The sequence below is a fragment of the Candidatus Gullanella endobia genome (assembly GCF_900048035.1).
Classification (GTDB): Bacteria; Pseudomonadota; Gammaproteobacteria; order Enterobacterales; family Enterobacteriaceae; genus Gullanella; species Gullanella endobia.
On sequence record NZ_LN999832.1, the window covers coordinates 790,070 to 805,409 of the forward strand.

Consider the following 15,340-nt stretch of genomic DNA (forward strand, 5'->3'; position numbering starts at 1 on the left):
GATTAATAAAATTAAAATAAGTCATTTTTATAGAAAAAATAGTAAATTGATATTATTATCAACAATAAATTAAATAATAGTTGATATGAAGAAAAAATTTGAAAATCCTAATTAATCATTTTTAAAAACATTAGTATATATATCTTAATATAAAAATAAAATATGGAATATTAATAGTTTTAACTATGATAGTTTATCGAAAAATAATATAAAATTTTCGCTATGTAAAAATAATTTTGTTATGTTGATTTTCGCGTGTATAATATTTTCAGTGTAATGGATATTATCTTAAGGTTTAAAGTTTTTATATACAATCTACAAAATAATAATACAAATATCTCTAATTCTAATGTGCAATATCTTTATAAGAAAGAATCAGCATAATAGTTAGCACTATTCGTAATTGAAATTTATTATACTAGTATAGTATAGCCAGAATAGCATGATGATAGTATCAAATAAATCTAAAATCATTATAATCAAAATTATAATATCCTTGATTCTTAACTCTAGCAAAATTAAGTTTCTTTTTTTTTGAAAAGAATTCAAACAGGTAGAATAACTTTTCGATTGATTATCATGTCGTTTCAATGTATTAATCCTATTAATTTGTTAAAAATATAAAATTAAAGATAATTAACAACTAGATTTTAAGTTATAGATTCAACTATAAAATAGTTATGCTTATCGAGATAATAGATATATTATAAACTTACCTATAATAGATTGATAATCCTTTTGATTACTATTTTGTAATATCCCTTAAGTACTTATTTTAAAAATAGTTAATAGCCTCCGATTAATAGTCATTCTATGCATAGAATCTATAAAAATATAATTAGTAAATATATTATATTTATAATATTCTGCTTAGAACAATATAAAGGCTGTCACTATAAGCATCACGATATAAAGCAAAATGAATTTACTTTATATAAAAGTAAAAGCATCACTAAAAATTCGCTCGATTACAGCACTACGTTCAGCGCAAAAATATTCACGAGCTGTTTTTGCCATTTCAAAACGTCCCGCTATATAAATATCGTATGATTCCAAAGAACTATAGTCTTGCATTACAGACATCAGTACTTTACCAGAACGGCCATGCCAGTGCTTATCAGGTTTTTCTAATACTGGTATTACAGATAATTGTTGATATTGTAAATTAAGCTCTTCTAGCTCATGTAAACTATATAAATGATTTCGATTGCGTCCACCCCAGTATATTGATACTTTTCTTTCTGGCTGTTTTACTAACACTGTTAATAAAATTGAACGAATGTAAGAAAAGCCAATTCCACCAGCAATAAGGATAATCGGTCGGTTTGTATTGTCACGTAACCAAGCTTCACCTCGAGGAACTTCGACGATAATTTCTTTCTTTTTTAGGATATAATCGATAACTACTATCTGATTTAGTTTAGAAATACCAATATGTAACTCAATAAAAGTTGTTTCCATAGGTGTCGAAGCTAGAGAAAAAGGATATTTATTAAATTCATCTATTACTACCATTAGGTATTGACCAGCACGAAAATAAAAAGTCGTTTCTGGTACTAACCTTACACGATAAATAGTGTTAGTAAGAGTTTCTACGGAAGAGACCTTACAGGTTAGCGTTTTCATATAGTCCTCTGTCGAATTATTATGTAAATAGTTACATGTATCATGTATATTACGATAAATTATTATTTGTAATAATTATTTAATTATAAATAGAATCAACATAAATATATATCATTTAATCTATTTAAATAGGTGTATTCTATTATTACTTCGTTTATTCCAGTCATTTATTTTATACTTGTATTTATTTTTTCTAATCGAAAACATATGTAATAAAACTAAGATAGTTTATCGATGTATTTAAAATTAAATAGCATTAAATATTAAATTTATATAGATTTAATTATCTAAATCACATCTTTTAAAATTATGTATATTAGTATCATTATACACTATAACAAATTTATATATGAATTAATCTCTAGTAGTAAACAGAAATTTACAATTTTTATAAACTATTTAAAATATTAAGATTTAATTAGGTACTTTATTAAGTGCTACTTATTCGATAAAGTAGTGACTACTGTGAATTGAATAGTATTTGAATACTATAGAGTAGCATACCACTGCATAATATGAGTGATAGTAAAACTAGGAACTTATTAGTTTAATTATAATGATTACATGAAATCTTTTCTTTATTATTTTTTGCTATTTTAAGTAATCTTCTAGAAAGATTTCGATGCTAATTTACACATCCAAGTTATAGAACACATATTTAACAATCTTCGATTTTATATTCTTATAAAAAGCCTACAAGGCATTTTTTTAAAAGAGTATTAGATAGTAACAATACTAAAATTAATATCATTCCCAACTTAGTGTTGAATGAAGCTATAATAGAAAAATTTTAATGAGAATTTTGCTATGCTTATTCCTACAGCATAGAATTAGAGATTTATATTTTTTATGGAGAAAAATCAATAAGTAATCTGATTTATTTTTATTCTGCTTACTACTCTAAATATAGAGAGTAAATTATATCATTTATCATATTTCTTAATTTATTAAGCATATTTTTAACTGAAACTGAAAGATATACTTAGTAATCTCGTTAGTTTTTATCAAAGTTAAATTAGTTAAATGAAATGATAATCTTGATTAATTATAAATATAAGCAGTTAATATATATTTAAAAACATTTAAAACAATAAACTATAACCTATAAGATTAATTATTACAAAAGCTTTAACGCTTTATTCCATAAGTACTACTTATGAGTAGCATATGATTTATCTAAATTCAGTGATTTAATTTTTATATGATTAATTTTATTGATTTTTTAAAAATTATTTTATAATTTTATATTTAAAACTAACGAATGAATTTTTCTATACCATATAACTTATAATATAACTTATAAATTTCCTTATTTTAAATCTATCATTCATTATTTTTCATTATCTTGATTATAAATAGATTTTTATGATCTTTAAATCAAACAGTTCAGATTTTGTTCTGAACTGTTTGATTTTTATAGTAAAATGCAATAATACTACGATAGATAAAATAATTAATAACTGTATCATATTAATATCATCTATAAACTTGCTTTTAATAAGATATTAACTAGAGTTAATATCTTATTAAAAGCTATGCAGCGCATTTCTATAGGATGCTATTTATAACGCGAAAACAATCAAAAATCACTTTATTTTGAATTACTTTAAAAAATGAATTTTTCATAAATCTAGCTGAAGATTAAATTGACACTTGATGTATTGAATATACAATAGTTTTTAGCAAAAAATCGGATATAATTCTAATTAAGCATTAAGCTATTATACAACGTTAAAAAATTCTATAATATGCGGGTAAAAGAAATTTTTTTATAAAATATTCAAAAATAAAATCTTAGATCATGCGAATAGAAAACTTGAAATATTAAATAATAATATCCAATAGAATACAACTATAGTTCCTATACATAGATAGTTAAGCTATTATTAAAATAATCGAAATTAAAAAATTACGAAAATTTCTAATAAATAGAACTTATCTTTTTATTCAAAAATAACTATACTAAAATAGATAGTAATATACTCTATGTTTTTAGATATTTAAAAATTCAATAAAAGATTTTTAGAATATATGTCATTATGCAAAACCATCACAGAAAATTTCTGTAAAAGATTTATATCTTATTCTCTATTAATAATTTCATACTATTATCTTATTTCTTTAGTATGAATAAGATCATCGAACTTAATTTTTAGAAATTTTTATACGCTAAACAACTAATAAATTATTTACTTGATTTTATGATATCGTTAGTCAATCATCAATGTCAGGTGAATAGGTTGCGATATATCAAAGAATCTAATTAATTTGATCTATATTGGTTCAAGTTACTTAATAATTAAATATAACTGTTAATTAAGTATGCTTTTATATGTTTATTTAGTGAAAATAAAAACTATATTCAAATCATAGCGAAATAATCAATTACATTTTGAATTTTCATTCAAATTAAATTAAGCATGAAAATTAATAATCAGATAAAAGTAATAGACTTTTCTGATCTTCTAGATCGGTTTTATATTTTTTCCGACTAAGGTAGTCTTATTTATTTAATGAGAAACACATCTAATTAAGTATAGAAGAAAAAAAAGACACTGTTTATTATTGGCTATTACCTAAGTTACCTATTACTACTAATCTGTAATAATAATTGTTTTATATTGTAAAATAGCAAAAACCGTTTTATTATTACTTTATTAGTAATATTATTTATCTAAATTAAAACTAACTATATTTAGAAGTATATTAATTTTCTATATATACTTGATATTAGAAATATATACTGATTAATCAGTAGTTTAAGTTATATAACATAATAATATCGTATAATTTATTGAATAATCTTAGCTATTAAATACATCTACCTTATTCTGATCGAATACTAGAATAACTAATATTTTAATTAGGTTAATTAAAATAAAAATCTTACTTTTATGTTGTTATTAATGTTATGTATACATAACTCGATCCTAATATTATTCTCATCAATAATATTAACTATACATATCACATGTTGACAAGAGTATATAATTATAATATAGAGCAACGATACTACTAGTTATATTAAAATATTTGACGTTTTCAAATCTAGTATTAGTTAGTATTAGTATTGTTTGTTTAAACATTTATCAATCTGAATACATATAGATAGAGTCCAACATATAACAATAGTTAGTAATATTTTGATAACTATTTTACTAAAATATAAAATATAAATAAAATAAATAACGTAAATTCTTTTATTAATTTAAAAATTCGGAATTAAAAACTTAAAAATTAATAATCTTTATATTAAATAGATTTTAATATAAATTTTATTTCAATTATTTTATTTAGACTAAATAAAATAATAATATTACTTAATATAAGTAGTTTTGCCTAAATAACTATAGATTTTTGATTAAATAATTATTAGCATACAAAAAACCAATAGTTAGTATATCACTCGTATATAATAAAATTATAGAATTAAGCTCTATACAGATTATAAAAATATTGGTATTTTCTCTATAATCTATTTTACTGCTATTAAGATACTCGTAATTTCAAAAATACTAATTTATATAATCGAGTATTAGCTATAGGAAATAGTTAAAAAATTGATCTAATAGTTTTCTATGTATTGAATTAATAGCTATTATTAGATTAATGCTAATAAAATAAATATAATTCTTTCTGCATTATAAAAGATTATGATAAAAAGTGCATATAAACATTACTCGCTGTAATATAATTAATTTTATATCCTGAAAAACGTTACAATTTTATTCTGCAATTAAAAGTTATTCAAATATATTGAAACATATAAAAATATTTATGAATTTAATTAAATTTTAAATAAATATCCATTCATAAGATTATTCAGATCGACTAACTACTCGCTTTAAAATCATAGATTTTATTAAATTTATTCCAATACAGTAAAAACTAAAGCATAAAAATTAATTAATTAATGTTCTTCACGTTTCTCTTATGAACACTTAAAATAATATTAAGCGTTTAAAATTTTAAAATCTATCAAGCATAATATTGTTATTTCGTTATAAACAAAAAATCAATTAGTAAACGATTTAGTAACGTTACTATTGAATAGTATCTCGATTTATTGTATCTGGAACTTTACCTAGTAAATGTTTTAGCTTGATATCAATTTGATCTGAAAAGAGTTCTTTTCTTGGTTATACTACTAGTTATACTATTAACTAGTAGTATAGTAATTGGCATGCACGTGTAATAGATTTACAGGCATATTTAATTATTTATTTCTATTTAGAATTATGAGACTATTAATTTCAATAGATTTTTAGCTTAAGCACTATTTTATTATCCATTCTATAAAAATAGTGCTCATTAACGATCTTAATAAAGATATCAGAATCTGAATTCTTTCAACTTTTACTAAAAATATCAATGATTTCTAAGTAATTATTTTTTTGGAAAAATTAATGATAACTAATCTAGATGAAGTTTGTTTTAAGGCAATACTGCTTATGGAATATCAGTCTTTTTCAAAATCTGATTCAAATGAATAATGTAGAAGATAAAAAATAGTTTTTATGAGAAAAGTGGTGTTTTATCTTGAATCTTATTTAAGATATATCTATTTATAACTACTTCATACTAAAAACTTGAATATTTATATCTCAAGAAGCAAGATCGAAAAATATGATCTAATAAAATTTTTTATTACGTTGAATATTATTCAATATTATTAATAATTTATAAACGAGTTACTATATTTTATATATAAAATATATTTTCACTATCACTATTTGCTTTCTAAATCATTGAAACTTATACAGTAGTAACTACTACTAGGATTTAAGTGATATTTATAATGTTATGAATATAACTTAAATCACCATTATAACAATTGAAATCTATTCAAGTTGTTAGTAGCATTATTTTCGCGCATAAAGAAAGTAATTAAAATAAACTCTAAATATCTGAATCTATCAATTTAGATTCAGATATTTAGAGTAGGATTGATATCCTTTATAGCGCTGATTATTTCTTAATTAACCATATTAATCAAATTACTATCCAATATCTCTTATTTATCCTTAAAATTATAGAACAAATAGTAAACTATATTCTGTTAATAAAGCAAATACTATTTATCTAAAATTATAGATTATATCTATCTTACGACAGCTTCTAATTTATTTTAAATCTATTTTAGAATATTAGTATAAATCATTTTATCAAGATTACTAATTAACTCTATAGAGGTGCTTTAATATAGTAAAAAATCAAGTATTTATCTAAATACGGTAGTAAAAATACATGGTAGCATATTTATTTTAGTATAGAATTATCTTAAAAGATACTTTGATATATTTAATAAATAAAAGAACTTTTTATTCACTATCTCTGAAATTGATATCAGTAAACACTATAATATAAATGTTATAGTATGAAATTTAGTAGAATATACAACATTTCTTATAGACAAGAATATTCTTATCTTAGCTTATTAAAGATTAAAAGATTTAATCTCTATATTGGATCAATAAGAATTTGTTTAAAAAACGGACGGTTAATGCTATAGTGAATATAAAAACGAAATTAAAACGGCGTCCTATAGGCGATGTTTCTGTTCTTTCCAATTCAGATATTCCACCATTACTAAAACGATTGTATATACAACGTGGCATTTGTTCTCTTAGTGAGTTAGAAAGAGGTACGTGTGGATTAATAGCTTATTATAAATTAAGTGGTATTGAAAAAGCAGTAGATTTGCTTCTATATGCTTTAGAAGATCAGCGTAGAATAATAGTAGTTGGTGACTTTGATGCGGACGGAGCAACCAGTACAGCGCTTACAGTATTAGCTTTACAGAAAATGGGTACAAAAAAAATAGATTTCCTAGTGCCAAATCGTTTTGAAGATGGATACGGTCTTAGCCCAAAGTTAGTAGAGCAGGCAGCAGCGCTAGGTGCACAGATTATCCTGACTGTGGATAACGGTATTTCTTCTCATGCTGGTGTTACTCTAGCACATGAAAAAAATATCATAGTACTTATCACTGATCATCATCTCCCTAGCAAGATTTTACCTGACGCCGATGCCATTGTTAATCCTAATTTACACGATTGCACTTTTTCGTCAAAATCTCTTGCTGGTGTTGGTGTTGCTTTTTATCTGATGTTGGCGCTTCGCGCACGTCTTAATAAGCTTAATTGGTTTTCGAAGAAAGGTATAGAAGCTCCTAAACTAGCTGAATTTCTAGATCTGGTTGCCCTAGGCACAGTAGCAGACATGGTTCCTCTAGATACCAATAACCGTATTCTAGTGCATCAGGGATTAAGCCGTATTCGTGCTGGTTTTTGTCGTCCCGGTATTCGTGCCTTGATAGAGGTAGCCAATCGCAATATTACTCAACTGTATGCCAGCGATCTGGGTTTTTCACTAGGACCACGACTTAATGCTGCAGGTAGGTTAGATGATATGTCGGTTGGAGTTGCTCTATTATTAAGTGAAGATCTACCGAAAGCGCGTATTTTGGCATTAGAGCTTAACGCTCTTAATCAAACTAGGCGAAAAATCGAAAAAAAAATGGAAAAAAAGGCGTTATCACTGTGTCAGAAGATTATTAGCAATAAACAGAAACTTCCTTTTGGATTAGTTATCTACCATGATCAATGGCATCAAGGAGTGGTTGGTATTCTAGCATCACGAATTAAAGAACATTTTCATAGACCGGTTATTGCTTTTGCATCTATGGGTGAAGGTATACTAAAAGGTTCTGGGCGATCTATAGCTGGTTTACATATGCGAGATCTGCTTGAACAACTTGATATGTTATATCCCGGCATGATACTAAAATTTGGTGGCCACACGATGGCTGCTGGTTTGATATTGGAAAAAGTGCAATTTAAACAATTTTGTCAACGTTTTTCTGCATTAGTAACCGAATGGCTTGATCCTTCAATACTAGAAGGAGTAATCTGGTCAGATGGCGAACTATCAGCTAACGAGTTATCTATAGCTACTGCTGAACTGTTACGTGACGGTGGTCCTTGGGGACAAGCATTTCCAGATCCATTATTTGACGGAAGGTTTACTATATTAAGTCAGCGCTTGGTTAGAAAAAAACATCTTAGACTTCTTCTTGAACCCGAGGTAGGAGGTCCGATATTGGATGGTATTGCTTTTAATATTGATTTACAATTTTGGCCAGATAATAGTATTCATACCGTTGAGTTAGCTTATAAGTTAGAGATAAACGAATTTCGTGGTAACCGATCCCTACAACTTTTAATACAGAATATTTGGCCATTATAATTCATAACTGACATTAAAATCGGATTGTAATAGATATTACTTTCTGCAGTACTAATCCGTTAGAATAACGAGTTAATAAGTATTTCTTATTTTCAATGAGAGTATCAGTCTATGTTTGAAATTAATCCGGTAAAAAACTGTATTCATAACTTATCAGAAAGAATAAATATTCTTAGGGGTATCTTTAAGTATGATCTCAAAAAAGAACGTCTTGAAGAAATAAATACTGAGTTAGAAAAAACCAACATCTGGAATAAGCTTCAACACGCGCAAATGTTGAGGAAAGAACGCTCATCGATAGAATTAATCATTAAAACCATTAACAAACTTACTCAAAGTTTAGAAGATATCTCTGACTTATTAGAGCTAGTAGTAGAAGAAAATGATGAAGAGAGTTTTATTTCAATTCAGTCTGAACTCGATAATCTTGAGGTTAAATTAGATCAGTTAGAATTTCGTCGTATGTTTTCTGGTAAATACGATATCGCTAATTGTTACGTTGATATCCAAGCTGGATCTGGCGGTATAGAAGCACAGGATTGGGCTAGCATGCTTCTCAGAATGTATTTACGTTGGGCGGAATCACGTGGTTTTAAAACAAAAATTATCGAAGAATCTGAAAACAATGTAGCTGGTATAAAATCAGTAACCATTAAAGTTATCGGAGATTATGCATATGGTTGGTTTAGAACTGAAACCGGTGTGCATCGGTTAGTACGAAAGAGTCCTTTTGACTTTGGTGGTCGACGTCATACATCATTCAGCTCCGCTTTCGTTTACCCTGAAATAAATGAAGATATCGATATCAATATCAATCCAGTAGATTTACGTATTGATGTTTATCGCGCCTCCGGTGCCGGTGGTCAGCACGTTAACCGGACTGAATCTGCAGTACGTATTACCCATTTGCCAACCAATATTGTTACTCAATGTCAAAACGAACGATCACAACATAAAAATAAAGATCAAGCAATGAAACAGTTAAAATCAAAACTATATGAATTTGAGCTTCAGAAAAAGAATTTAGAAAAAAAAGGGTTAGAGGATAGTAAGTCTGATATTGGTTGGGGTAGCCAGATCCGATCATATGTACTGGACGATTCTCGTATCAAAGATTTGCGTACTGGCTTAGAAACACGCAATACACAGTCAGTATTAGATGGCGATCTAAATAAATTTATTGAAGCTAGTCTTAAGGCAGGACTATAAGATGCCTATATGTATAGATTATATTCACAGGATAATTCTTATCAAGCGATATATATGAATAATGAACTATTTTCGCGACGTGAAAAACTCGGACAATTACGTCAAAAGGGTATTGCTTTTCCAAACGATTTCAAACGGAATTCTATATCTGATCAGTTGCACATCAACTACAGTGAAAAAAGCAATGAAGAGTTAGAATCATTGAATATTGATGTTAGCATTTCCGGTCGAATGATGACTCGTCGTATTATGGGTAAAGCCTCTTTTGTTACTTTGCAAGATATGGGTGGAAAAATTCAGCTTTATATTACCTACAGTAATTTACCTGAAGGGCAATATAACGAGCAATTCAAAACATGGGATATTGGTGATATTCTTGGTGCGCGTGGAAAACTATTCAAAACTAGAACTGGCAAATTATCGGTTAATTGTAACGAAATTTACTTATTAACTAAATCGATACGTCCACTACCAGATAAGTTTCACGGTCTATCTGATCAGGAAATATGCTATCGCCAGCGTTATCTCGATTTGATTGCTAACGATGAATCACGTCAAACCTTTAAGACGCGTTTTCGCATCATAACCGAAATTCGGCATTTTATGATGGAGAATAATTTCATAGAAGTAGAAACACCGATGATACAAACTATCCCAGGCGGTGCAACAGCGCGTCCGTTTATTACTCATCACAACGCACTAGATATCGATATGTATCTGCGTATTGCACCAGAGCTATATTTAAAGCGGTTAGTGATTGGCGGTTTTGAGAGAGTTTTTGAAATTGGCCGTAATTTTCGCAATGAAGGTTTGTCTTCACGACATAATCCTGAGTTTACTATGATGGAACTTTATATGGCCTATGCGGACTATAACGACCTGATTTTATTTGTAGAAACATTTTTCTGTACTTTGACGGAGCGAATATTTGGAAATAGTATAGTAAACTATGGCGATCAAACCTTCGATTTCAGTAAACCGTTTACTAAGATGACGATGAAAGAAGCTATTTGTCGTTACTGCTATCAAAAGGAGATCCAGCCAGAAGCGTTAGATAATATGACTTCAGCTATTACTATCGCTGAATTACTAGGAATTAAAGTTGAAAATAGCTGGGGTCTAGGACAAATACAGGCTAAGATTTTTGAAGAGACAGTTGAAAAGCATCTTTTACAACCGACTTTTATCACCTCTTATCCAGCAGAAGTCTCACCACTTGCACGCCGTAATAATGAAAATCCATTCTTTGCTGAACGTTTTGAACTCTTTATTAGTGGGCGTGAAATCGGAAATGGTTTTTCCGAACTTAACGATGCAGAAGATCAAGCAGTGCGATTTACCGAACAAATTCAGGCTAAAAATACCGATGACGATGAAGCTATATTCTATGATGAGGAATATATTACTGCACTTGAATATGGTATGCCTCCAACTGCCGGATTAGGTATTGGCATTGATCGTGTAGTGATGCTATTAACTAATAGCTACAGTATTCGCGACGTAATTCTTTTTCCAACATTGCGTCCAAAAAAATAGCTTTCTAGGAAAAATAAAAAAATTATCTACTCTATCTGTCATTTATGCGCAATAGTAATACATTCCGTTATACGGTAATACTTTCCGTTATACGGTAATACTTTTATCTGTAGGTTAATCATTAAAATTAATAAACGCTAAATTAATATCTTATAAATTTTTGACACTTCTTTTACACTATCAATGGAGAGTTATAACTTAATTTTAAGGTATTATTTATCGTACGTATTTATTAAATTATAGTTATATTAACTTTTATTTGTATTAATCACTAGAATAACTGTTCTAAATATATTTAGATAAATAATATAAGCTTTATCAAATTAGTAATATAAAACCTATTAATTTTTAACCAAATGACATAATTTCACACTAAAAATTTTTTAATATCAAATAAAGCTTTGCTTTTTTTCACTTTTATATGCTATATACTTAATTATAATAAAATTTTCTGTTTTGAGTTGAATATAATATTTAAGTACAATATCTTAATAATAAGCAGGAATAAATATAGTGACTAGTCATTTCTGTCTTCGGTAACTATACAGCTCTGTCAAGTCTCAGATAAAGAAAGACCAAATAAGACTTTTATTTAAGTAAGTGTTAACAGTATTAATTAAAAAAGAATCTATTATAGAGTAACAGAATTTCAATATAGTTATAAAATAATTTGATTAAGATATTAAAAAGACGCTGTAAGGTATAATATACAATACTTTAAAAACAAATAGCGCCTTTCTTGTTAGTTAATTATATAAAATTTTAATAACTTAAACTTACCAAAGCGGGTTTGGTTAAAAATTAATAGGTTTTATATTACTAAGTAGTTTAAAGGCAGAACAACAGCTTCCCAAGCTGTATACGAGGGTTCAATTCCCTTCACCCGCTCCATAAAAACACATCACCTATAATAAGTGATTATTCTAGGTGAATAGAAAAAAGTTATTTTGTTTTTGTTTATATGTTCTCTCTATTTTATAAATAGGTATATACTTACCTTTTAATAATTTTTATTATCTACATTCAACTTTGATACGTATATTTTTAAAACTTATTACATTTTTATACCAAAATAACATTATTTATAGATTTAATATTTTATTATAAAATAATAGTTTTTAGATAAGTTTTTAATGAATACTAACTTAGTAATATCGATTAAGTTAAGAACTCATCAATGCATAGCATAAATTATAACAAGTATTATTAAGATAATATACTCAATTAGTAAATACTATCTGAATTATTAATAACTATCAAAATAGTTTTATAACAAAAGATATAGTGCTAATAACTAAAATGTCTAATTTTTAGCATAAAAAATAAAATTCCTAATTTTATATATCACTAATCGATTTTTTCTACTTATGAACGTTTCATCATTTCAAAAAATTCATCGTTTGTTTTTGTCATTGCTAACTTGTTTATGAGAAATTCCATTGCATCGATTTCACCCATAGGATGAATAATTTTTCGCAGAATCCACATTTTTTGTAGCTCTTCTTGAGTGGTAAGTAACTCTTCTTTACGGGTTCCAGAACGGTTGTAATCGATCGCTGGAAAAACTCGTTTTTCAGCAATTTTACGTGACAAGTGTAATTCCATATTACCCGTTCCTTTAAACTCTTCGTAAATTACTTCATCCATCTTAGAACCAGTATCGATAAGTGCAGTCGCAATAATAGTTAGACTACCACCTTCTTCCATATTGCGTGCAGCGCCGAAGAAACGCTTTGGACGATGTAAAGCATTAGCATCAACGCCACCTGTCAATACTTTTCCAGAAGCTGGAACAACAGTATTATAAGCACGCGCTAGACGAGTAATAGAATCTAGCAGAGTAATGACGTCTTTTTTATGCTCAACTAAACGTTTAGCTTTTTCAATTACCATTTCGGCAACTTGTACATGGCGAGCAGCTGGTTCGTCAAAAGTAGAAGCGATTACTTCACCTTTCACTAAGCGCTGCATTTCGGTGACTTCTTCCGGACGCTCATCAATCAAGAGAACTATTAGTATACAATCTGGGTGGTTGCAAGTAATGCTTTGCGCAATATTTTGCAGTAGAATAGTCTTACCAGCTTTTGGTGGTGCTACGATAAGTCCACGCTGACCGCGTCCGATAGGAGAGGCTAAATCTAGAACACGTGCAGTTAGGTCTTCTGTAGAACCATTACCACGCTCCATACGAAAACGAGAATTGGCATGTAGCGGTGTTAAGTTTTCAAATAGAATCTTATTACGAGCATTTTCGGGTTTATCATAGTTAACTTCATTAACCTTTAACAAAGCAAAATAACGCTCTCCTTCTTTTGGCGGACGAATTTTACCGGAAATAGCATCTCCAGTACGTAGATTAAAACGACGTATTTGGCTAGGAGAGACATAGATATCATCGGGTCCGGCAAGATATGAACTGTCACTAGATCGGAGAAAACCAAATCCATCTTGTAAAATTTCTAGTACACCATCGCCGAATATATCCTCTCCGCTCTTAGCATGCTGTTTAAGAATAGCAAAAATGATATCTTGTTTACGCATGCGAGCTAGATTTTCCTGTCCCATATTTTCGCCGAGGATTACTAACTCTGAAACCGGTGTATTTTTTAATTCGGTAAGATTCATAATGGTGGGTTCTTAAACTCGAGGTATATCTTGAACTGATTTTATGGATGGTATGGCAGCGTAAAATCGCTGCCTATCTATAGAATATAATCCTAATAAATTCCGTTCGATTAATTAACTGTGAATCACACAATATTAAACACAAGAAGACCAAAAAATTAATAGTATTTAATAATGTATTAATTTAAATCTCTATCCGTTGATGTTCTTGCTAGTTACATTTAATACTTTATTACAATGAGGTAATAAATAAAGAATATAGCTTAAACTTAAACTACAGGTAAGATTACAATGCAGTGAAAAACAAGTCTAGCACGGTTCCCAATGGGTGTCTAGCAATTAATATGAATAATACTTATACATCGCGCAACAATGTAAAATTCTCAATACTTCTTATAGATTTACAGTTATAAATTCTTTTAATTGTCCTTTTGATAAGGCGCCAACTTTACTAGTTATTAGTTTTCCATCTTGGAACAGCAACAAAGCTGGAATACCACGGATACCATACTTTGATACAGTAATAGGGTTTTCATCAATATTTAATTTAGCAATGGTTATTTTACCATCGAATTCATTAGCAATTTCTGCTAGAATAGGCGAAATCCTTTTACAAGGACCACACCATTCTGCCCAAAAATCGATTAAAAATAGCCCTTTAGTCTGTAATACGTTTATTTTAAAATTATCGTCATTTAAATAAATAATTTTATTATTCATATCTTACTCCATAAGATTATCTTTATGTATTACTGCAGTAATCTCTAATAACAAGTTGATTACCATCAATTTCAATAATCTGATTAATTGAAATTTAAAATAAATAAACTCTTTCTCCTAAATATAACTTAGATACTATTTACAATAAATAGATTTATATTTTTTATTTTTGTTGCATATCATCCTATTATATACTTATTTAAGTAATAAGGTGCTATCTAGCTTGATAATTTGCTATTTGACGTTTTAATTATATTGAATATAAGTTAATCTATTTTAGATAGATGTAAATTATATCGATATCAGATAGATATTAATTCTATTCAATATTATTTATTTTTAATATGTTTTAATATAGCTAAATTTTATCTAATTT

The 15,340-nt window shown here is 27.7% G+C and carries 6 protein-coding genes; 3 read left to right on the forward strand and 3 right to left on the reverse strand.

All coding sequences use genetic code 11. The features are described 5' to 3' along the window. Window positions 1–930 precede the first annotated feature (930 nt). On the reverse strand, window positions 931–1,626 hold the full coding sequence (fre, locus tag FVIR_RS02205) for an NAD(P)H-flavin reductase (protein WP_067498417.1): 696 nt from the start codon (window positions 1,624–1,626) through the stop codon (window positions 931–933). A 5,511-nt stretch (window positions 1,627–7,137) separates the two neighbouring features. On the opposite strand from fre, the gene recJ reads away from it, so the two are divergent. From recJ to lysS, 3 genes are all read left to right on the forward strand, one after another. After that, window positions 7,138–8,874 carry a single-stranded-DNA-specific exonuclease RecJ gene (gene recJ / locus FVIR_RS02210; protein ID WP_067498420.1) on the forward strand — a complete coding sequence of 579 codons (1,737 nt, stop codon included), beginning with the start codon at window positions 7,138–7,140 and terminating at the stop codon, window positions 8,872–8,874. 111 nt (window positions 8,875–8,985) lie between these two features. Beyond that, window positions 8,986–10,083 (forward strand): peptide chain release factor 2, encoded by a 1,098-nt coding sequence (gene prfB, locus FVIR_RS02215; RefSeq protein WP_067498422.1) that lies wholly within the window; start codon window positions 8,986–8,988, stop codon window positions 10,081–10,083. A gap of 9 nt (window positions 10,084–10,092) precedes the next feature. After that, a complete protein-coding gene (gene lysS / locus FVIR_RS02220; protein WP_067498424.1) occupies window positions 10,093–11,619 on the forward strand; it encodes a lysine--tRNA ligase in 1,527 nt (508 codons plus the stop codon). A 1,365-nt stretch (window positions 11,620–12,984) separates the two neighbouring features. Here the strand turns inward: lysS and rho are convergent. Then, on the reverse strand, window positions 12,985–14,244 hold the full coding sequence (gene rho / locus FVIR_RS02225) for a transcription termination factor Rho (protein WP_067498426.1): 1,260 nt from the start codon (window positions 14,242–14,244) through the stop codon (window positions 12,985–12,987). 393 nt (window positions 14,245–14,637) lie between these two features. Continuing rightward, window positions 14,638–14,964: a thioredoxin TrxA gene (gene trxA / locus FVIR_RS02230; protein ID WP_067498434.1), complete on the reverse strand. Its 327-nt coding sequence runs from the start codon at window positions 14,962–14,964 to the stop codon at window positions 14,638–14,640. Window positions 14,965–15,340 lie beyond the last annotated feature (376 nt).

What these genes read in the sequence shown, in the direction of transcription:
- fre (WP_067498417.1), bottom strand. Translation starts at nt 1,626, where the DNA reads ATGAAAACGCTAACCTGTAAGGTCTCTTCCGTAGAAACTCTTACTAAC.
- prfB (WP_067498422.1), top strand. Translation starts at nt 8,986, where the DNA reads ATGTTTGAAATTAATCCGGTAAAAAACTGTATTCATAACTTATCAGAA.
- lysS (WP_067498424.1), top strand. Translation starts at nt 10,093, where the DNA reads ATGTATAGATTATATTCACAGGATAATTCTTATCAAGCGATATATATG.
- rho (WP_067498426.1), bottom strand. Translation starts at nt 14,244, where the DNA reads ATGAATCTTACCGAATTAAAAAATACACCGGTTTCAGAGTTAGTAATC.
- trxA (WP_067498434.1), bottom strand. Translation starts at nt 14,964, where the DNA reads ATGAATAATAAAATTATTTATTTAAATGACGATAATTTTAAAATAAAC.